This is a genomic window from Kluyvera genomosp. 2 (assembly GCF_036759865.1).
Taxonomy (GTDB): domain Bacteria; phylum Pseudomonadota; class Gammaproteobacteria; order Enterobacterales; family Enterobacteriaceae; genus Kluyvera; species Kluyvera ascorbata_B.
This window is the reverse complement of the sequence record NZ_JAPKIA010000012.1, coordinates 1-20825: the sequence shown is the minus strand read 5'-3', so window position 1 is coordinate 20825 and position 20825 is coordinate 1. Positions and strand designations below refer to the sequence as shown.

At 56.3% G+C, this 20825-nt stretch carries 20 protein-coding genes and 1 rRNA gene; 13 read left to right on the top strand and 8 right to left on the bottom strand.

Features of this window, described 5'->3' with window-relative positions:
• Window positions 1–2: 2 nt before the first annotated feature.
• The 8 genes from lpxA to tilS all read left to right on the top strand — a co-directional run bounded on the left by lpxA (window position 3) and on the right by tilS (window position 11083).
• The gene (gene lpxA, locus V6942_RS14170) at window positions 3–791 is read left to right on the top strand and encodes an acyl-ACP--UDP-N-acetylglucosamine O-acyltransferase (RefSeq protein ID WP_106925582.1); all 789 of its coding nucleotides are present in this window, start codon (window positions 3–5) and stop codon (window positions 789–791) included.
• Window positions 791–1939, top strand: coding sequence for a lipid-A-disaccharide synthase (gene lpxB, locus V6942_RS14165; protein WP_182929431.1), 1149 nt, complete (start codon window positions 791–793; stop codon window positions 1937–1939). Before lpxA ends, lpxB begins: the two co-directional genes overlap by 1 nt.
• Window positions 1936–2532: a ribonuclease HII gene (gene rnhB / locus V6942_RS14160; protein ID WP_182966153.1), complete on the top strand. Its 597-nt coding sequence runs from the start codon at window positions 1936–1938 to the stop codon at window positions 2530–2532. The genes lpxB and rnhB overlap by 4 nt, the downstream gene beginning before the upstream one ends.
• 36 nt (window positions 2533–2568) lie before the next feature.
• Window positions 2569–6051 (top strand): DNA polymerase III subunit alpha, encoded by a 3483-nt coding sequence (dnaE, locus tag V6942_RS14155; RefSeq protein ID WP_182929429.1) that lies wholly within the window; start codon window positions 2569–2571, stop codon window positions 6049–6051.
• A gap of 12 nt (window positions 6052–6063) precedes the next feature.
• Window positions 6064–7023, top strand: a complete 960-nt coding sequence (gene accA, locus V6942_RS14150; protein WP_106925590.1) for an acetyl-CoA carboxylase carboxyl transferase subunit alpha — start codon at window positions 6064–6066, stop codon at window positions 7021–7023.
• A 104-nt stretch (window positions 7024–7127) separates the two neighbouring features.
• Window positions 7128–9281: a lysine decarboxylase LdcC gene (locus tag V6942_RS14145; protein ID WP_182929428.1), complete on the top strand. Its 2154-nt coding sequence runs from the start codon at window positions 7128–7130 to the stop codon at window positions 9279–9281.
• A gap of 47 nt (window positions 9282–9328) precedes the next feature.
• Window positions 9329–9718, top strand: coding sequence for a VOC family protein (locus V6942_RS14140; protein WP_106925594.1), 390 nt, complete (start codon window positions 9329–9331; stop codon window positions 9716–9718).
• Between the two features lie 63 nt (window positions 9719–9781).
• Window positions 9782–11083, top strand: coding sequence for a tRNA lysidine(34) synthetase TilS (gene tilS, locus V6942_RS14135; RefSeq protein WP_182968041.1), 1302 nt, complete (start codon window positions 9782–9784; stop codon window positions 11081–11083).
• A 16-nt stretch (window positions 11084–11099) separates the two neighbouring features.
• Here the strand turns inward: tilS and rof are convergent, their stop codons facing one another.
• The gene (rof, locus tag V6942_RS14130) at window positions 11100–11360 is read right to left on the bottom strand and encodes a Rho-binding antiterminator (protein ID WP_106925596.1); all 261 of its coding nucleotides are present in this window, start codon (window positions 11358–11360) and stop codon (window positions 11100–11102) included.
• A complete protein-coding gene (locus V6942_RS14125; protein WP_106925598.1) occupies window positions 11347–11547 on the bottom strand; it encodes a YaeP family protein in 201 nt (66 codons plus the stop codon). The genes rof and V6942_RS14125 overlap by 14 nt, the downstream gene beginning before the upstream one ends.
• Window positions 11548–11713: 166 nt before the next feature.
• Between V6942_RS14125 and V6942_RS14120 the strand changes: the two genes are divergently transcribed.
• The 3 genes from V6942_RS14120 to nlpE are packed head-to-tail and all read left to right on the top strand — an operon-like array spanning window position 11714 to window position 13407.
• A complete protein-coding gene (locus tag V6942_RS14120) occupies window positions 11714–12259 on the top strand; it encodes a YaeQ family protein (RefSeq protein WP_333501380.1) in 546 nt (181 codons plus the stop codon).
• Window positions 12256–12669, top strand: a complete 414-nt coding sequence (gene arfB, locus V6942_RS14115) for an alternative ribosome rescue aminoacyl-tRNA hydrolase ArfB (protein ID WP_182929425.1) — start codon at window positions 12256–12258, stop codon at window positions 12667–12669. Before V6942_RS14120 ends, arfB begins: the two co-directional genes overlap by 4 nt.
• Before the next feature lie 36 nt (window positions 12670–12705).
• A complete protein-coding gene (gene nlpE / locus V6942_RS14110; RefSeq protein WP_106925604.1) occupies window positions 12706–13407 on the top strand; it encodes an envelope stress response activation lipoprotein NlpE in 702 nt (233 codons plus the stop codon).
• 174 nt (window positions 13408–13581) lie between these two features.
• On the opposite strand, the gene proS is transcribed toward nlpE, so the two are convergent.
• From proS to metN, 6 genes are all read right to left on the bottom strand, one after another.
• On the bottom strand, window positions 13582–15300 hold the full coding sequence (gene proS / locus V6942_RS14105; protein WP_106925606.1) for a proline--tRNA ligase: 1719 nt from the start codon (window positions 15298–15300) through the stop codon (window positions 13582–13584).
• A gap of 113 nt (window positions 15301–15413) precedes the next feature.
• Window positions 15414–16121 carry a tRNA (N6-threonylcarbamoyladenosine(37)-N6)-methyltransferase TrmO gene (tsaA, locus tag V6942_RS14100; RefSeq protein ID WP_106925608.1) on the bottom strand — a complete coding sequence of 236 codons (708 nt, stop codon included), beginning with the start codon at window positions 16119–16121 and terminating at the stop codon, window positions 15414–15416.
• Window positions 16118–16522, bottom strand: coding sequence for an Rcs stress response system protein RcsF (rcsF, locus tag V6942_RS14095; protein WP_106925610.1), 405 nt, complete (start codon window positions 16520–16522; stop codon window positions 16118–16120). Before rcsF ends, tsaA begins: the two co-directional genes overlap by 4 nt.
• A 110-nt stretch (window positions 16523–16632) precedes the next feature.
• Window positions 16633–17448 (bottom strand): methionine ABC transporter substrate-binding lipoprotein MetQ, encoded by an 816-nt coding sequence (gene metQ / locus V6942_RS14090; RefSeq protein ID WP_106925613.1) that lies wholly within the window; start codon window positions 17446–17448, stop codon window positions 16633–16635.
• A 40-nt stretch (window positions 17449–17488) separates the two neighbouring features.
• The gene (locus tag V6942_RS14085) at window positions 17489–18142 is read right to left on the bottom strand and encodes a methionine ABC transporter permease MetI (protein WP_106925615.1); all 654 of its coding nucleotides are present in this window, start codon (window positions 18140–18142) and stop codon (window positions 17489–17491) included.
• The gene (gene metN / locus V6942_RS14080; RefSeq protein ID WP_106925617.1) at window positions 18135–19166 is read right to left on the bottom strand and encodes a methionine ABC transporter ATP-binding protein MetN; all 1032 of its coding nucleotides are present in this window, start codon (window positions 19164–19166) and stop codon (window positions 18135–18137) included. The genes V6942_RS14085 and metN overlap by 8 nt, the downstream gene beginning before the upstream one ends.
• 188 nt (window positions 19167–19354) lie before the next feature.
• On the opposite strand from metN, the gene gmhB reads away from it, so the two are divergent.
• Together gmhB and V6942_RS14070 are read left to right on the top strand one after the other, a co-directional pair.
• The gene (gene gmhB / locus V6942_RS14075; protein WP_106925619.1) at window positions 19355–19918 is read left to right on the top strand and encodes a D-glycero-beta-D-manno-heptose 1,7-bisphosphate 7-phosphatase; all 564 of its coding nucleotides are present in this window, start codon (window positions 19355–19357) and stop codon (window positions 19916–19918) included.
• A 378-nt stretch (window positions 19919–20296) separates the two neighbouring features.
• Window positions 20297–20825 (top strand): 16S ribosomal RNA (locus V6942_RS14070); the annotation flags it as partial.

Sequence of the window (20825 nt, the reverse complement as noted above, 5' to 3'; positions counted from 1 at the left end):
CTGTGATTGATAAAACCGCCTTTATCCATCCTACCGCCATTGTGGAAGAGGGCGCCGTTATTGGCGCTAACGTTCACATTGGCCCGTTTTGTATTGTGGGTCCTGACGTCGAAATCGGCGAAGGTACCGTACTGAAGTCTCACGTTGTGGTTAACGGTCATACCAAAATTGGTCGTGATAACGAGATCTATCAGTTCGCTTCTATCGGGGAAGTTAACCAGGATCTGAAATACGCTGGTGAACCGACTCGCGTGGAAATTGGCGATCGCAACCGCATTCGCGAAAGCGTCACCATTCATCGCGGCACAGTACAGGGCGGTGGATTGACGAAGGTGGGCAGTGATAACCTGCTGATGATCAACGCCCACGTGGCGCACGATTGTACGGTCGGCGATCGCTGTATTCTGGCCAATAACGCCACCCTCGCGGGCCACGTTTCGCTGGATGATTTCGTGATCATCGGCGGCATGACCGCGGTGCACCAGTTCTGCATTATCGGTGCGCACGTGATGGTTGGCGGCTGTTCTGGCGTTGCTCAGGACGTTCCGCCGTACGTTATTGCCCAGGGCAACCACGCGACGCCGTTTGGCGTCAACATCGAAGGCCTGAAGCGTCGTGGCTTCAGCCGCGAAGCGATCACCGCGATCCGCAATGCCTATAAAGCCTTGTACCGCAGTGGTAAAACGCTGGACGAAGTGAAGCCGGAAATCGCCGAGCTGGCGAAGCAGTACCCGGAAGTTCAGCCGTTTAGCGATTTCTTCGCCCGCTCTACGCGCGGCCTGATTCGTTAATGACTGAACAGCGTCCCCTGACGATTGCCCTGGTCGCCGGAGAAACCTCCGGCGATATTCTTGGTGCAGGCCTCATTCGCGCCCTCAAAGCGCGCGTTCCTGACGCGCGCTTTGTCGGCGTGGCCGGTCCGCGTATGCAGGCCGAAGGCTGTGAAGCCTGGTACGAAATGGAAGAGCTGGCGGTGATGGGTATCGTCGAAGTGCTGGGGCGACTGCGTCGTTTGCTGCACATTCGTGCCGATCTGACTCAGCGCTTTACCGACCTCAGGCCCGACGTCTTTGTCGGCATTGATGCCCCCGATTTCAACATCACGCTTGAAGGTAACCTCAAGAAGCAGGGGATCAAAACGATCCACTACGTCAGCCCGTCCGTATGGGCCTGGCGCCAGAAACGCGTCTTCAAAATTGGCAGAGCCACCGATCTGGTGCTCGCATTTCTGCCTTTTGAAAAAGCGTTTTACGACAAATTTAACGTCCCGTGCCGCTTTATCGGCCACACCATGGCCGACGCCATGCCGCTGGATCCGGATAAAAATGCCGCGCGGGATACGCTGGGGATCGCCCACGACGTTCACTGTCTGGCCATGCTGCCGGGTAGTCGCGGTGCCGAAGTGGAGATGCTCAGCGCAGATTTCTTAAAGACCGCGCAGCTGCTGCGTCAGCAGTATCCCGACCTTGAAGTCGTCGTACCGTTGGTTAACGCGAAGCGTCGCGAACAATTCGAGCGAATCAAAGCGGAAGTGGCCCCCGATCTCGCGGTGCGCATGCTCGACGGCATGGCGCGTGAGGCGATGATCGCCAGCGATGCGGCGCTGCTGGCCTCTGGCACGGCGGCGCTTGAATGCATGCTGGCAAAATGCCCGATGGTGGTGGGCTATCGGATGAAACCGTTCACCTTCTGGCTGGCTAAACGGCTGGTGAAGACCGACTATGTCTCGCTGCCTAACCTGCTGGCGGGGCGTGAGCTGGTTAAAGAACTGCTGCAGGATGAGTGTCAGCCAACGCTGTTAGCCGAAGCGCTACAGCCGCTGCTGGCCAACGGCAAAACCAGCCACGCGATGCACGATACGTTCCGTGAACTGCATCTGCAAATTCGCTGCAACGCGGACGAACAGGCGGCAGACGCGGTGCTGGAGTTAGCACGATGATTGAATTTGAATATCCCCATACCCATCTCGTGGCGGGTGTGGATGAAGTCGGGCGCGGCCCGCTGGTCGGCGCGGTAGTGACGGCGGCGGTCATCCTCGATCCGTCTCGTCCGATTGAGGGTCTCAACGACTCGAAAAAACTTAGTGAAAAGCGCCGTCTGGCGCTGTTCGATGAAATCAAAGAGAAGGCGCTGTGCTGGAGCCTTGGCCGCGCAGAGCCGCACGAAATTGACGAGCTTAATATTCTGCATGCCACCATGTTGGCTATGCAGCGTGCGGTCGCCGGGCTGTCGATTGTGCCGGAATACGTACTTATCGACGGCAACCGCTGTCCGGCGTTGCCGATGCCCTCCATGGCGGTGGTGAAGGGCGATAGCAGGGTGGCGGAAATTAGCGCAGCGTCTATCCTCGCTAAAGTGACGCGTGACGCCGAAATGGCCGAGCTGGACACGGTGTTCCCGCAGTACGGCTTTGCCCAGCACAAGGGTTACCCAACCGCTTTTCATCTGGAAAAGCTTGCGCAATATGGCGCGACCGAGCATCACCGACGCAGCTTTGCTCCCGTCAAACGCGCGCTGGGACTCGTGTCCTGATTCGTGCGTCGAGAATAAGTAAACCGGAATCTAAAGATGGCTGAACCACGTTTCGTGCACCTGCGGGTGCATAGCGACTACTCCATGATCGATGGGCTGGCAAAAACCGGGCCGCTGGTGAAAAAGGCGGCCTCGTTAGGCATGCCTGCGCTGGCGATTACCGATTTTACCAACCTCTGCGGCCTGGTGAAGTTCTACGGAGCGGGCCACGGCGCGGGAATCAAACCGATTGTCGGCGCCGATTTTAACGTGCAGAGCGAACTGTTCGGCGATGAGCTGACCCATTTAACGGTGCTGGCGGCCAATAATACCGGCTACCAGAACCTGACGCTGCTGATTTCCAAAGCCTACCAGCGCGGATACGGCGCGGCTGGCCCGATCATCGATCGTGACTGGCTACTTGAGCTGAAAGAGGGGCTCATTTTGCTGTCCGGCGGTCGTATGGGTGACGTCGGGCGTGCCCTGCTGCGCGGTAATATGGCGCTGGTGGAGCAGTGCGTTGGTTTTTATGAAGAACATTTCCCTGACTGTTATTTCCTCGAGCTGATTCGTACCGGTCGCCAGGATGAAGAGTCATACCTGCATGCGGCGGTGGAGCTGGCGGAAACGCGTGGCCTGCCGGTCGTGGCGACCAACGATGTGCGGTTCCTGGAACCCGGTGATTTTGACGCGCACGAGATTCGCGTTGCAATCCACGATGGCTTTACCCTCGACGATCCTAAGCGCCCGCGCAACTACTCCGCGCAGCAGTATATGCGCAGCGAAGAAGAGATGTGCGAGCTGTTCTCGGACATTCCGGAAGCGCTGGAAAACACCGTTGAGATTGCCAAACGTTGTAACGTGACGGTGCGTCTCGGCGAGTACTTCTTGCCGCAGTTCCCGACCGGCGATATGACCACCGAAGACTTTCTCGTCGCGAAGTCAAAAGAGGGGCTGGAAGAACGCCTGGCGTTCCTGTTCCCGGATCCGGAAGTACGCGCCAAGCGCCGTCCGGAATACGACGAGCGTCTGGATATTGAGCTCCAGGTGATCAACCAGATGGGCTTCCCGGGTTACTTCCTGATCGTGATGGAGTTCATCCAGTGGTCGAAGGATAACGGCGTGCCGGTAGGGCCGGGCCGTGGTTCCGGTGCAGGCTCACTGGTGGCTTATGCCCTGAAAATTACCGATCTCGACCCGCTGGAGCTTGACCTGCTGTTCGAACGCTTCCTTAACCCGGAACGTGTCTCGATGCCCGACTTCGACGTCGACTTCTGCATGGAGAAGCGCGATCAGGTGATCGAGCACGTGGCCGAAATGTACGGCCGCGATGCGGTATCGCAGATTATTACCTTCGGTACCATGGCGGCGAAAGCGGTGATTCGCGATGTGGGCCGCGTTCTGGGCCACCCGTACGGTTTCGTCGACCGCATCTCTAAGCTGGTGCCGCCCGATCCGGGTATGACGCTGGCGAAAGCCTTCGAAGCCGAACCGCAGTTGCCGGAAATCTACGAAGCGGATGAAGAGGTGCGCGCGCTCATCGACATGGCGCGTAAGCTTGAAGGGGTCACCCGTAACGCCGGTAAACACGCCGGTGGCGTGGTGATTGCGCCGACCAAAATTACCGACTTTGCGCCGCTATACTGCGATGAGCAAGGTCTGCATCCGGTTACCCAGTTTGATAAGAACGACGTGGAATACGCCGGGCTGGTGAAGTTCGACTTCCTCGGCCTGCGTACGCTTACCATCATCAACTGGGCGCTGGAAATGATTAACGCCCGCCGCGAGCGCAACGGCGAGCCGCCGCTGGATATCGCGGCTATTCCGCTCGACGATAAGAAAAGCTTCGACATGCTGCAACGCTCGGAAACCACGGCGGTCTTCCAGCTTGAATCGCGCGGCATGAAGGATCTGATTAAGCGCCTGCAGCCTGACTGCTTCGAAGATATGATCGCGCTGGTGGCCCTGTTCCGTCCGGGCCCGCTGCAGTCGGGGATGGTTGATAACTTTATCGACCGTAAACACGGCCGCGAAGAGATCTCTTATCCGGACGTGCAGTGGCAGCACGAAAGCCTGAAGCCGGTACTGGAGCCAACCTACGGCATTATCCTGTACCAGGAACAGGTGATGCAGATTGCCCAGGTGCTTTCCGGCTATACCCTCGGCGGCGCGGACATGCTGCGTCGTGCGATGGGTAAGAAAAAGCCGGAAGAGATGGCCAAGCAGCGCGGTGCCTTTGAAGAAGGGGCGAAAAAGAACGGCGTTGATGGCGAACTGGCGATGAAAATCTTTGACCTGGTGGAGAAATTCGCCGGTTACGGGTTTAACAAATCGCACTCTGCGGCTTATGCGCTGGTGTCTTACCAGACGCTATGGCTGAAGGCGCACTATCCGGCCGAGTTTATGGCGGCGGTAATGACTGCCGATATGGACAACACCGAGAAGGTGGTCGGCCTGGTCGACGAATGCTGGCGCATGGGGCTGAAAATATTGCCGCCAGATATCAATTCAGGTTTATATCATTTCCACGTGAATCATGACGGGGAAATCGTGTATGGTATCGGCGCCATTAAGGGCGTCGGTGAAGGCCCGATTGAAGCCATCATCGAAGCGCGTAACAACGGCGGCTATTTCCGCGAGCTTTTCGACCTTTGCGCACGTACCGACACCAAAAAGCTCAACCGCCGGGTGCTGGAAAAGCTGATTATGTCCGGCGCGTTCGATAGGCTTGGTCCGCATCGCGCCGCGCTGATGAATTCGCTCGCCGACGCGTTAAAGGCGGCGGATCAGCACGCGAAAGCGGAAGCGATTGGCCAGGCTGATATGTTCGGCGTGCTGGCGGAAGAGCCGGAGCAGGTCGAGCAATCCTACGCCAACTGCCAGCCATGGCCAGAGCAGGTCGTTTTAGACGGTGAGCGCGAAACGTTAGGTCTGTACCTGACGGGGCATCCGATCAACCAGTATTTAAAAGAAATTGAGCGCTATGTCGGCGGGTATCGACTCAAAGACATGCATCCGACGGAACGTGGGAAAGTGACCACGGCCGCGGGGCTCGTGATTGCCGCGAGGGTTATGGTCACCAAGCGCGGCAATCGTATCGGCATCTGTACGCTGGATGACCGTTCCGGACGCCTGGAGGTCATGCTGTTCTCCGAGGCGCTGGAAAAATACCAGCACCTGCTGGAAAAAGACCGCATACTTATCGTCAGCGGACAGGTCAGCTTTGATGACTTCAGCGGCGGCCTTAAAATGATGGCCCGCGAAGTGATGGACATTGACGAAGCCCGGGAAAAATACGCTCGCGGGCTTGCTATCTCGCTGACGGACAGGCAAATTGATGACCAGCTTTTAAACCGACTCCGTCAGTCTCTGGAACCCCATCGTTCGGGAACCATTCCAGTACATCTCTACTATCAGAGGGCGGATGCACGTGCGCGGTTGCGTTTCGGTGCAACCTGGCGTGTCTCTCCGAGCGATCGTTTACTCAACGATCTGCGTGGCCTCATCGGTTCGGAGCAGGTGGAACTGGAGTTTGACTAATACAGGAATACTATGAGTCTGAATTTCCTTGATTTTGAACAGCCGATTGCAGAGCTGGAAGCGAAAATCGATTCTTTGACTGCGGTTAGCCGTCAGGATGAGAAACTGGATATTAATATCGACGAAGAAGTGCATCGTCTGCGTGAAAAAAGCGTAGAGCTGACGCGCAAAATCTTTGCCGATCTCGGCGCATGGCAGGTAGCCCAACTGGCGCGCCATCCGCAGCGCCCGTACACCCTGGATTATGTCCGTCTGGCGTTTGATGAGTTTGACGAACTGGCCGGCGATCGCGCCTATGCTGACGATAAAGCTATCGTTGGTGGTATCGCACGCCTGGACGGTCGCCCGGTGATGATCATTGGTCATCAGAAAGGCCGTGAAACTAAAGAAAAAATCCGTCGTAACTTCGGCATGCCGGCACCGGAAGGCTACCGTAAAGCGCTGCGCCTGATGGAAATGGCGGAACGCTTCAACATGCCGATTGTGACCTTCATCGACACTCCAGGGGCTTACCCGGGCGTCGGCGCAGAAGAGCGCGGCCAGTCTGAAGCGATTGCCCGCAACCTGCGCGAAATGTCACGCCTGAGCGTGCCGGTTATCTGTACCGTTATCGGTGAGGGTGGCTCCGGCGGCGCGCTGGCAATTGGTGTGGGCGATAAAGTGAATATGCTGCAGTACAGCACCTATTCCGTTATCTCTCCGGAAGGCTGCGCCTCTATTCTGTGGAAAAGCGCCGACAAAGCGCCGCTGGCCGCAGAAGCGATGGGCATCATCGCCCCGCGTCTGAAAGAGCTGAAGCTGATTGACTCCATCATCCCGGAACCGCTGGGTGGCGCCCATCGTAACCCGGAAGTGATGGCGGCCTCGCTGAAAGCACAGCTGCTGGCTGACCTGGCCGATCTCGATGTGCTGAGCAAAGAAGATCTGCTGAACCGTCGCTATCAGCGCCTGATGAGCTACGGTTACGCGTAAGCCATTCGTAAGACGTTCCTGAAAAGGGCCACAGTTTGTGGCCCTTTTTTATTCCCCTCGTTCTAGCTGCGCTATGATAGGTACAGAATTTCCAGGAGGAACGCATGAATATTATCGCCATTATGGGGCCGCACGGCGTCTACTACAAAGATGAGCCCATCAAGGAGCTGGAACAGGCGCTGTTGGCGCAAGGCTTCAAAATTATCTGGCCGCAAAATAGTGCCGACCTGCTGAAGTTTATCGAGCACAACCCGCGTATCTGTGGGGTGATTTTTGACTGGGATGAATACAGCGTCGATCTGTGCGGTGAGATTAATCAGCTCAATGAATATCTACCGCTTTATGCCTTTATCAATAACCATTCGACGATGGACGTCAGCGCACACGACATGCGCATGGCGCTGTGGTTCTTTGAGTATGCGCTGGGTCAGGCTGACGATATCGCGACGCGTATTCGCCAGTACACCAACGAATACCTGGATAACATTACGCCGCCGTTTACCAAAGCGCTGTTCACCTATGTGACAGAAGGCAAGTACACTTTCTGTACGCCGGGGCACATGGCGGGAACGGCCTATCAAAAAAGCCCGGTAGGCTGCCTGTTTTATGATTTCTTCGGTGCCAATACGCTGAAAGCCGACGTGTCGATTTCGGTGACGGAGCTGGGTTCCCTGTTGGATCACACCGGCCCGCACCTCGAGGCGGAGGAGTACATTGCCCGCACCTTTGGCGCCGAGCAAAGCTATATGGTGACGAACGGTACCTCAACGTCGAACAAAATCGTTGGGATGTATGCGGCGCCGAGCGGCAGTACGCTGTTGATTGACCGTAATTGTCACAAGTCGTTAGCGCACCTGCTGATGATGAGCGACGTGGTGCCGCTGTGGCTGAAACCGACGCGTAACGCGCTGGGTATCCTTGGCGGTATCCCCAAGCGTGAGTTTACTCGCGATAGCCTGCAGCAAAAGGTCAATACGACCGACGGCGCGCAGTGGCCGGTGCACGCCGTGATCACCAACTCGACCTATGACGGGCTGCTGTATAACACCAATTGGATCAAACAGACGCTCGACGTGCCGTCGATTCACTTTGACTCGGCCTGGGTACCGTACACCCACTTTCATCCCATTTACCAGGGGAAAAGCGGCATGAGCGGCGATCGCGTGCCGGGGAAAGTGTTCTTCGAAACCCAGTCGACCCACAAGATGCTGGCGGCGCTATCGCAGGCGTCGTTAATTCACATCAAGGGCGACTACGACGAAGACACCTTTAACGAAGCCTTTATGATGCATACCTCTACCTCGCCAAGTTACCCGATCGTCGCTTCGATCGAGACGGCTGCGGCGATGCTGCGCGGCAACCCGGGTAAAAGGCTGATTAACCGCTCGGTAGAGCGCGCGCTGCATTTCCGTAAAGAGGTACAGCGGCTGCGTGAAGAGTCCGACAGCTGGTTCTTTGATATCTGGCAGCCCGAGCAGATAGATCAGGCCGAGTGCTGGCCGGTATCGCCAGGGGAAGACTGGCACGGTTTCAGCGATGCGGATGCCGACCATATGTTCCTCGATCCGGTAAAAGTCACGATTCTGACGCCGGGGATGGATGAACAGGGCAATATGAGCGATGAGGGGATCCCGGCGGCGCTGGTGGCGAAATACCTTGATGAGCACGGCGTGGTGGTCGAGAAAACGGGGCCGTATAACCTGCTGTTCTTGTTCAGCATTGGGATTGATAAAACCCGGGCAATGGGGCTGCTGCGCGGGCTGACGGAGTTTAAACGCGCTTACGATCTCAATCTGCGGGTGAAGAATATGCTGCCGGATCTTTATGCTGAAGATCCTGATTTTTATCGCAATATGCGTATTCAGGATCTGGCTCAGGGGATCCACCGTCTGATTCGTCAGCACGACCTGCCGCGCCTGATGCTGCGCGCCTTTGACGTGCTGCCGGAAATGAAGCTCACGCCGCACCGCGCGTGGCAGCGGCAAATCAAAGGCGACGTCGAAACCGTTGCGCTGGAAGATCTGGTGGGGCGTATCTCGGCCAATATGATCCTGCCGTACCCGCCGGGCGTGCCGTTGCTGATGCCGGGTGAGATGATCACCGAACAGAGCCGATCGGTGCTCGATTTCCTGCTGATGCTCTGTTCGATCGGGCGACATTATCCGGGCTTTGAAACCGATATCCACGGAGCAAAACGCGATGAAAACGGGGTCTACCGGGTGAGAGTCCTAAAAGAGAGTCAGGGGCTTGCGCGATAACGCCCGGCGCGGGTAACGTGCTGAGAAACGGTTAACGGAGAGACAGGATGCTGGGACTAAAACAGATTCATCACATTGCGATTATTGGCACCGACTACGCGAAAAGTAAGGCTTTCTACTGCAATATTCTCGGCTTTACCCTGCAAAGCGAGGTGTATCGAGAAGCGCGCGATTCGTGGAAGGGTGATCTCGCGCTAAACGGCCAGTACGTGATTGAGCTGTTTTCTTTCCCGTTCCCGCCCGCGCGGCCCAGCCGCCCGGAGGCCTGCGGGCTGCGCCATCTGGCCTTTAGCGTTGCGGATATCGACGCTTCGGTGGCGCATCTGGAGGCGCACGGGGTTGCCTGTGAGGCGATTCGCGTCGATCCGTACACCGGCAAGCGCTTTACCTTTTTCACCGATCCTGACGGCCTGCCGCTGGAACTCTACCAGCAGTAAGGCTTGCCAGCGACCGTCCGGCCCGGTAACGTGCCGGGCGAGACTTTTCACGACACGATAACGATGACGCCATCTTCTCTCGAACAGCAGCTTTCCCCCCATCGCCAGTTTCTGGTGGCATTTAGCGGCGGGCTGGACTCAACGGTTTTGTTACATCAGTTGGTGTGCTGGCAACGACAGAACCCAGGCGTTACCCTGCGCGCCATTCATATTCACCACGGCATCAGCCCGCACGCCGATAGCTGGGTCGCACACTGTCAACGGGTGTGCGACGAGTGGCAGGTGCCTCTGGCGGTTACCCGCGTCACGCTGACCGGGCAAGGGGCAGGGCTCGAGGCCGAAGCCAGAGAGGCACGCTACCGGGCGTTTCGTGAGGCATTGCGGCCCGGAGAAGTGTTGCTGACGGCGCAGCATCTGGACGATCAGAGTGAAACGCTGCTGCTGGCGCTTAAGCGCGGCAGCGGGCCTGCCGGGCTGTCGGCCATGCCGCGGCGCGCGGCCTTTGCCGGTACTCAACTTATTCGTCCTTTGCTGAATGAAAGCCGCGCTGCGCTGCTAGGCTGGGCGCAGCAGCACGGGCTGTGTTGGATTGAGGACGAGAGCAATCAGGATGATGCCTACGATCGGAACTTCCTGCGTCTGCGCGTTTTACCGCTGCTGAATGCCCGCTGGCCGCACTTTGCCGACGCGGCGGCGCGGAGTGCGGCGCTGTGCGGTGAGCAGGAGCAACTGCTGGATGAACTGTTGGCCGACGAGCTTGCTCACCTGCTTTCAGAAACGGGCGCGCTGGCGATTAATCCGCTATACGACATGAGCGGGCCAAAGCGTGCGGCATTACTGCGGCGCTGGCTTTCCCACCATGGTGCCGCGATGCCGTCGCGCGAGATGCTGGCGCGGCTGTGGCAGGAGGTCGCGTTAGCGCGTGAAGATGCCGCACCGCGTCTACGTCTGGGGAACTTTGAGGTGCGCCGCTTTCAGCAGCAGCTGTGGTGGGTGCAAGCGCATGAGGGGCAGAGTGGAACGACGTTAGCCTGGGTCAGCCCCGATAAGCCGCTGGATTTGCCGGACGGCCTTGGGCGAGTGAGCCTGATCCCGGGGGGCGAGATTCGACCTCCGCGCGCCGACGAGCCGGTTTCTATTCGCTTTAAAGCCCTCGGAATGCTGCATATTGTTGGTCGTCACGGCGGGCGCAAGCTGAAAAAAATCTGGCAAGAGCTCGAGGTACCGCCATGGCAGCGCGATACCACGCCGCTGCTGTTTTATGGTGACACATTGATTGCGGCTGCGGGGCGGTTTGTTACGCTGGATGGGAAGCGTGAAAGCGGAGAAGGGCTACAGTTTTGCTGGCAAAAAACGGGCAGCTGAGCTGCCCGTTTCGCTATTATGACTCGCTGACAACCACGGTGCCAATCTGAGGGTGGCTGAAGCTGGCAATCCGATCGAGACGGAGTTCGCGCTGTTCTCCCGCGTTGTCGACGACCAGATACTCCACGTTCTTACGCGAGAGCAGATCGTGGGCTTTGGCTTGCAGTACTTCGCCATCTTTCAGTTGCAGAGAGAGGACGAGGTGGTGCTGGCAGGCAAGCTCAAGGTTGTCATAGTCATCACAGTTGATGGGTTGATAAGTATCATTCATTGACATAATCGCTCACCAGTAAGTTTGCCGCCGCGTACGCGGCTTTTTCCCTGACTGACTCCGACACGGCGTCATCCGCCGCAACGTCGTTCAAAACTTTCAGTACACAGCCTAGCGCATCCGGGATATACCCTAAATCACCGCTCGCAATTTCGGCGTAGCGTTGGCGAATCAACTCACAATAGTTGCCCACATGCCCTCCTGTCAGCGCTTCAATTAAGCCTATGAAGATAATCTCTGTTTAGCAAGGTGACTATATCACACTCATTTAAGCAATATCAGCGGGATGAGCGGCGGCAGGCGCGCCTTTTGGCGTTGATTTCGTTACAATGACCACCATTTTTTGCAGGAGTTTAGCCATGGCGCTGAAAGCAACGATTTATAAAGCAGTGGTCAACGTCGCAGATATCGACCGTAGCCAGTTCCTGGACGCGTCCTTAACCCTCGCGCGCCACCCGTCCGAAACCCAGGAGCGTATGATGATGCGCCTGCTGGCGTGGATTAAGTATGCCGATGAACGGCTGCAGTTTACCCGCGGGCTCTCTTCTGACGATGAACCGGAGGTCTGGCTGCGTAACGATCATTTGGGCATCGATCTGTGGATTGAACTGGGGCTGCCGGACGAACGGCGGATCAAAAAAGCCTGTAGCCTGGCGCAAGAGGTGGCGTTGTTCACCTATAATAGTCGTGCCGCAGAGATTTGGTGGCAGCAGAATCAGAGCAAAATGGCAGGCTTTAAAAACCTCAGTATCTGGTATCTCGACGATGAACAACTGGCGAAGCTTAGCGCATTTGCCGAGCGTACGATGACGCTGCAAGCGACCCTTCAGGAAGGCGCAATCTGGCTATCTGATGCTCAGAATAATCTGGAAATTCATCTGACGCCGTGGCAAATCACGGCATGATTACGCTTTCCCGGCAGGTGAGCATTCCGGAGGATGAGCTGACAATCACCGCTATCCGGGCGCAGGGCGCGGGCGGACAGCATGTGAATAAGACCTCAACGGCTATTCACCTGCGTTTTGACATCCGTGCCTCAAGCCTGCCAGAGTATTACAAAACGCGTTTGCTTGAGGCCAGCCATCACTTAATTTCTGCTGATGGTGTGATTATCATTAAGGCGCAGGAGCACCGTAGCCAGGAGATGAATCGCGAAGCAGCGATCGCCAGGCTGGTGGCGGTGATCCAGACGTTAACCGCAGAACAAAAAAGCCGACGCCCCACGCGCCCGACCCGCGCGTCAAAAGAGCGGCGGCTGAATTCAAAAGCGCAGAAATCTTCGGTGAAGTCCTTGCGCGGGAAAGTTCGCTACTAAGCCGGACGTGGATGTAATAACAATAAGGAATTGAGGGTGAAAAAAGCGATATTAGCCATTGCGGCGACGGGAATGCTGTTCGGCCTGTTCGGGTGTAACCATTCGGAAGTGACTGCCCTCAAGCCGACGCAGCAGGCGGAGTTAACGCCGATGCAGCAGAGCTGGCGCGGCGTATTGCCATGCGCTGATTGCGAAGGCATTGAGACCTCGCTGTTCCTCGAGAAGGACGGTACCTGGGTCATGAATGAACGCTATCAGGGCGTGCGCCGCGAACCGTCGTCATTTGGTTCTTACGGTACCTGGGCGCGTACTGCCGACAAGCTGGTCCTGACCGACAGCCAGGGCGAAAAATCGTACTATCGGGTGAAAGGCGAAAAGCTGGAGATGCTTGACCGTCAAGGTAACCCGATCCAATCGAAGCTGAACTATACGCTGGAGCCCGCGAAGGCCAGCCTGCCGACCACGCCGATAGCGATGCGCGGCATGTACTTCTATATGGCGGACGCGGCGACGTTCACCGACTGTGCAACAGGCCAGCGCCTGGCGGTTGCCAACAATGCCCAGCTGGAACGTGATTATGCCGCGGCGCAGGGCAGCAGCAGCCAGCCGATTCTGCTGGTGGTGGAGGGGCACTTTACCCTTGAGCCCAACCCGGATACCGGCGCGATGGTCAAAACGCTAGCGACCGATAAAGCCGGGACATTCTCGCCGGGTAAAGACTGTACCAGCGTGAAATAACGGTATCTGTAGGCCTGATAAGCGTAGCGCCATCAGGCAATTTGGTTCCGCTTGCCGGATGGCGGCGTAAACGCTTTATCCGGCCAGCTATCATAAAAAAGCCTCGCAAATGCGAGGCTTTTTTTGTCGCCCGAACCAGGCGTTAACGCCCGGTTCGGGAGGGCACTGAGCGGATTAGCCCTTAATCGCTTTCAGCAGATAATCGACGATGTCGCCGGTTTTAATCAGCTGTTTCTCGCCGTTACGACGGTATTTGTATTCGATATCGTCGTTGTCGAGGTTACGGTCGCCCAGCACGATGGTGTGCGGAATACCGATCAGTTCCATATCGGCGAACATCACGCCCGGACGCTCTTTACGGTCGTCCATCAACACGTCAATTCCGTGCGCGCGCAGCTCTGCGTACAGTTTCTCCGCCAGCTCTTGTACACGGTAGGATTTGTGCATGTTCATTGGCAGAATGGCGACCTGGAACGGGGCGATGGCGTCAGGCCATACGATGCCGCGATCGTCAAAGTTCTGCTCAATAGCGGCCGCCACCACGCGAGTCACCCCGATACCGTAGCAGCCCATGGTCAGCGTCTGGTTACGCCCGTCTTCGCCCTGTACCGAGGCCTTCATGGCTTCAGAGTACTTGGTACCCAGCTGGAAGATGTGACCGACTTCGATGCCGCGTTTGATCATCAGCGTGCCTTTGCCATCCGGGCTCGGGTCACCGGCGACCACGTTACGGATGTCTGCCACTTCCGGCGTCGCCACGTCGCGATCCCAGTTGATGCCAAAGTAGTGCTTACCGTCGATGTTCGCACCGGCGGCAAAGTCGCTCATTGCGGCAACGGTACGGTCGATGATAACCGGAATCGGCAGATTGACCGGGCCCAGAGAGCCCGGACCTGCGTTGACCAGCGCACGAATTTCTTCTTCGGTCGCGAAGGTCAGCGGGCTGGCAACCTGCGGCAGTTTTTCCGCTTTGACTTCGTTCAGCTCGTGATCGCCGCGAACCAGCAGGGCAATCAGCGGAGACTTGCTGTCTTCTACCGCTTTCACCAGCAGGGTTTTCACGGTTTTTTCGATTGGCAGGTTGAACTGCTCAACCAGCTCGGCGATGGTTTTTGCGTTTGGCGTATCAACCAGGCTCATTTCCTGGGTCGCCGCCGCGCGCGGTTCTTTCGGTGCAAGCGCTTCGGCAAATTCAATGTTGGCCGCGTAGTCGGAGGAGTCAGAGAAGATCACGTCATCTTCGCCGCTCTGCGCCAGCACCTGGAATTCATGAGAGGCATTGCCGCCGATGGAGCCGGTGTCAGCCTGTACCGCACGGAAATCCAGACCCATACGGCTGAAGATTTTGCTGTACGCGGCGTACATGGCGTCGTAGGTTTCCTGCAGCGATTCCTGAGAGGTATGGAAAGAGTAGGCATCTTTCATCAGGAATTCGCGCGAACGCATCACGCCAAAGCGCGGGCGTACTTCGTCACGGAATTTAGTCTGGATCTGATAGAAGTTCAGCGGCAGCTGTTTGTAAGAGCTCAGCTCGTTACGAATCAGGTCGGTGATGACTTCTTCGTGCGTTGGGCCGAGAACGAAAGAACGGTCACCGCGGTCAGCAATGCGCAGCAGCTCCGGGCCATACTGTTCCCAACGGCCGCTCTCTTCCCACAGTTCGGAAGGCTGAACCACCGGCATTAACACCTCGATCGCACCGGCGTTGTTCATCTCTTCACGCACGATGTTTTCGACTTTTTTCAGGACGCGCACGCCGGTCGGCAGCCAGGTATATAACCCGGAGGCCAGCTTGCGGATCATCCCGGCGCGCAGCATCAGCTGGTGGCTGATGACTTCGGCGTCGGCAGGCGTCTCCTTCAGAGTGGAGAGCAGGTATTGGCTAGTACGCATGTTGTTACGGTTCCAGTTGGACGACAGAACAGGCTCCAGATGAGCCTGGTACAAAACAAAAGTGGTTTAGTTTACCAGCGAGAAAGGGATGTCAAAAGAGTACGCGACGCAAATTAGCGGGCTTCCAGCGCAAAGACCTCAAATCCTGACGGCGTGACGCGCCAGCGGACGTTAAAGTCCAGCAGCCAGACGGCGTAGGTTTTGCCTTCTTCCTCATTTTTACGATAGGCAGGACGCGGGTCCTGCGCCAGCACTTCGGCAATAAACTGGCGAAGGCGCGGGTAGCGCGTTTCCAGCCCGAGCAACTGCTGGGTAATGTCTTCGCTGAAGCTGACGTTTACGCCGGCCTGAGGCGCATCCTGTGCATAGCTGGCACGCGCGTCGGGTAGCGCCTCGGCAAACGGCAGATACGGTTTGATATCAACGACCGGCGTACCGTCGACGAGATCCAGCCCGCCCAGTTCGAGAATCACATGCTCTTTATGGCAGCGAATGCCCCGCAGTTCGACCAGCGACATCCCGATGGGGTTGGGACGGAAGGTGGAGCGGGTTGCAAACACGCCCATTCGTGCGTTGCCGCCGAGACGGGGAGGACGCACCGTCGGGCGCCAGCCGCCTTCCATCGTTTGATGAAAGACAAACAGCACCCACAGGTGACTGAAGTCTTCCAGGCCGCGTACGGCATCGGCCTGGTTGTAAGGGGCAAGCAGGTGCAGCTCGCCGCTACAGCTTTTGACCAGGCCCGGTTGACGCGGCACGGCAAACTTCTCTTTATAAGGAGAGCGGATAACGCCTATTTGCTCGAAGGAGAAGTGGCTCATTTCGCGCTAACGTTGAGGGCCGACCCGATGCAAACCGCCTGACGATAGCAGCCCGGAGCACCGCTGGTCACTTCGCAGCTGTGCAGCAGTACCGCGTTTGCCTTCATTTTAGAGGCATTGATCTGCATACGCTTGCGCGCCGTTGGGATGTTCGGCGGTGAATCCTGGTTAGTTGCCTGGCAAGAGTCACCGGACACTTCGCCTAAGTCGCGGAACGGTTTACCGACCAGATCCTCGGCGTTGGTAATAATGCGTACCGGCGTCGCGCGCGGCGCTTTGGGTTTCGCGGTCTCCGTTTTGACGGGGGTCGCTGTGCTTTGAACGGGTTCAACAGGAGATCTGTTTAGCATGGAGCAGCCACCTAACAGGAGTGCTAATAAACAGACCGGTAAAGCACGCATAGTAATTCCTCTATAAAGGGTAGACCAGGGGGCTATTGAATCAGGTGCTTGCATAAATGACAAGACGGGCTTGTGCCCGTCTTGAAAGATACTGCGGAGGGGGAAGGCGATTACCAGCCTTTAACCGCACCGCCGTTAAAGATTTTGTTCGCCGCTTCGTACACTTCGTCAGACTGGTAAGCCTGAACGAATTTCTTCACGTTTTCCGCGTCTTTGTTGTCTTCGCGAGTCACGATCATGTTGACGTACGGAGAGTCTTTACCTTCAACGAAAATACCGTCTTTTGCCGGGGTCAGGTTGATCTGGCTAGCGTAGGTGGTGTTGATGACGGCCAGCGCAATCTGCGCATCGTCCAGGGAACGCGGCAGCTGCGGCGCTTCCAGTTCAACAATCTTCAGGTTTTTCGGGTTCTCTACGATGTCCAGAGAGGTCGGCAGCAGGCCAACGCCGTCTTTCAGTTTGATCAGACCTTCTTTTTGCAGCAGCAGCAGGGAACGGCCGAGGTTAGTCGGGTCGTTAGGCACTGCAATCTGGGAGCCCGGCTGCAGCTCGTCCAGGGATTTGATTTTTTTAGAGTAGCCAGCAATCGGATACACGAAGGTGTTACCCACGGAAACCAGCTTGTAGCCACGGTCTTTGATCTGCTGATCGAGGTACGGTTTATGCTGGAAGGCGTTGGCGTCAATATCGCCTTTGCTCAGCGCTTCGTTCGGCAGCACGTAGTCGTTGAAGGTCACCAGTTCAACGTCCAGGCCGTATTTTTCTTTCGCGACTTTCTGTGCGACTTCAGCAACCTGCTGTTCCGCACCGACGATCACGCCGACTTTAATATGGTTTGGATCTTTCTCGTCCTGGCCGCAACCAACAAGTGCCAGAGAACCAATCAGGGCTCCAACTGCCGCAAAGGTTTTAAAATTGAACGCCATGCTTATTTCCTTAAACTTTTAAGTTGTGTTGTGTGTAACGCTATTTATGAGTGACTGCCCGGACGATACGATCGCCAGATAGTTGAATTAAATAAACCAGAACGACCAGCAATACCAGAACTGTATTCATTACGACCGCATTATAGCCAATGTAGCCGTACTGATAGCCAATCTGCCCCAGACCGCCGGCACCAACGGCACCGCCCATCGCTGAGTAGCCGACCAGGGTAATCAGGGTAATGGTTGCCGCGTTCACCAGGCCCGGCAGCGCTTCCGGCAGCAGGACTTTACGCACGATCTGCATCGGCGTCGCGCCCATTGCGCGGGAGGCTTCAATCAGCCCGGTGGGGATTTCCAGCAGGGCGTTCTCGACCATGCGGGCGATAAACGGCGCAGCGCCGACCGTCAGAGGGACAATTGCCGCCTGCAGACCGATGGATGTGCCCACGATCACGCGGGTAAACGGGATCATCCATACCAACAGGATAATAAACGGAATAGAACGGAAGATATTCACCAGCGCAGAGAGGACGCGGTAGAGCTTGCCATTCTCAATGATTTGCCCTGGACGCGTGGTATAAAGAAGCACGCCGACCGGCAGACCAATCACAAAGCCGAAAAAGCCCGACACAAACGTCATGGCCAGCGTTTCCCAGACGCCGCGCGCCAGTAACCACATCATGGCCTCAGACATAACCCAATACCTCTACTTTTACATGGTGTTGCTGCAGCCAGGCGATGGCTGCCTGCGTATCTTCTGGCGCGCCGTGCATTTCAGTCAGCATAATGCCGAACTTCACGCCGCCCGCGTAATCCATCTGCGCGCTAATAATGTTGTTGTTTACGTTAAAGCGGCGTGCGGTTTCCGACAGCAGCGGAGCGTCGACCGAATGGCCGGTAAACTCCATCCGCAGCATCGGTACGCTGTCGGTGAACGGCTCCGCCTTAAGACGCGCCTGATAATCTTCCGGAATATCGAGGTGCAGCGTGGACTGAATAAACTGCTGCGCCAGCGGCGTTTTCGGATGAGAAAAGACTTCGCTCACCGTATCCTGCTCGATAAGCTCGCCGTTGCTGATGACTGCCACGCAGTCACAGATGCGCTTCACCACGTCCATTTCATGAGTGATGAGCAGAATCGTCAGACCCAGGCGGCGGTTAATGTCTTTCAGCAGTTCGAGGATGGCGCGAGTGGTCGCCGGATCCAGCGCGCTGGTGGCTTCATCGCACAGCAGCACTTTTGGGTTACTGGCTAACGCACGGGCAATCGCCACGCGCTGCTTCTGACCACCGGACAGGTTTGCCGGGTAGCTATCGTGCTTATCGCTCAGACCAACGAGGTCCAGCAGCTCAGTGACGCGACGCTTCACTTCATCTTTAGGGGTGTTGTCGAGCTCGAGCGGCAGCGCAACGTTGCCAAATACCGTGCGTGAAGAGAGCAGGTTAAAGTGCTGGAAAATCATGCCAATCTGGCGACGAGCTTTTGTCAGCGCCGATTCGGACAGCGCCGTCAGTTCCTGGCCGTCAACCTGCACACTGCCATCAGTAGGACGTTCGAGCAGGTTAACGCAGCGAATCAGCGTACTTTTACCGGCACCGGATGCGCCAATGACGCCATAAATTTGTCCCGCAGGCACGTGCAGGCTAACGTTGTTTAGCGCCTGAATAGTGCGGTGGCCCTGCTGGAACACTTTGGTGATATTCGAAAGTTTAATCATTAGATTATTTATTATCGGTTAGGAGTTATCCGCGGCATTTTGTTCTGCCCTGGACGGGCGATGACCGTCAACAAAACGGATGTTAAGGCATCTAGACGTCTAAATCAATCTGATTTATGCGATCGACGCTTTCTTGCCTGTCGAAACATGCGATACTAAGCACACATGCCTTATTCAGGAGCAACACGGTGGCAAAGTCCGTACCCGCTATTTTTCTCGATCGTGATGGCACGATTAATGTCGATCATGGCTACGTTCATGAAATAGATGCGTTTGAGTTTATTGATGGCGTCATTGACGCGATGCGTGAATTAAAAGAGATGGGCTACGCCCTGGTTCTGGTGACCAACCAGTCGGGTATTGCTCGCGGGAAATTTACCGAAGCGCAGTTTGAAACGCTGACGGAATGGATGGACTGGTCGCTTGCCGACCGCGGTGTCGATCTGGACGGTATCTATTATTGCCCGCATCATCCGCAGGGAACAGTAGAAGAGTATCGTCAGGTGTGTGATTGCCGTAAACCGCATCCGGGTATGCTGAAGTCGGCACAGGACTATCTGCACATTGATATGGCTTCTTCTTATATGGTTGGCGATAAAGTTGAAGATATGCAGGCAGCCGCTGCGGCGGGCGTAGGCACGAAAGTATTGGTGCGCACCGGTAAGCCGGTCACCGAAGACGCCGAAAAAGCCGCAGATTGGGTGATTAATAGTCTGGCGGACCTGCCTGCAGCCATCAAAAAGCGGAAATAATCGACAAAAAGGTGAAAAGGTGAGCGGTTGAAAGAAAAATGCATTTTCCCTCTTGTCAGCCAGAATAAACTCCCTATAATGCGCCTCCACTGACACGGAACAACGGATTACAAGCCGCCGGGTCAGCGAGGTTCTCCTGAGAATCTCGGCAGAGAAAAGCGAAATTAAACGCTTGACTCTGAAAGAGGAAAGCGTAATATACGCCACCTCGCAACAGTGAGCGAAAGCCGTGTTGCACTGCTCTTTAACAATTTATCAGACAATCTGTGTGGGCACTCGAAGATACGGATTCTTAACGTCGCAAGACGAAAAATGAATACCAAGTCTCTGAGTGAACACGTAATTCATTACGAAGTTTAATTCACGAGCATCAAACTTAAATTGAAGAGTTTGATCATGGCTCAGATTGAACGCTGGCGGCAGGCCTAACACATGCAAGTCGAACGGTAGCACAGAGAGCTTGCTCTCGGGTGACGAGTGGCGGACGGGTGAGTAATGTCTGGGAAACTGCCCGATGGAGGGGGATAACTACTGGAAACGGTAGCTAATACCGCATAACGTCGCAAGACCAAAGTGGGGGACCTTCGGGCCTCACACCATCGGATGTGCCCAGATGGGATTAGCTAGTAGGTGGGGTAACGGCTCACCTAGGCGACGATCCCTAGCTGGTCTGAGAGGATGACCAGCCACACTGGAACTGAGACACGGTCCAGACTCCTACGGGAGGCAGCAGTGGGGAATATTGCACAATGGGCGCAAGCCTGATGCAGCCATGCCGCGTGTATGAAGAAGGCCTTCGGGTTGTAAAGTACTTTCAGCGAGGAGGAAGGCATTAAGGTTAATAACCTTAGTGATTGACGTTACTCGCAGAAGAAGCACCGGCTAACTCCGTGCCAGCAGCCGCGGT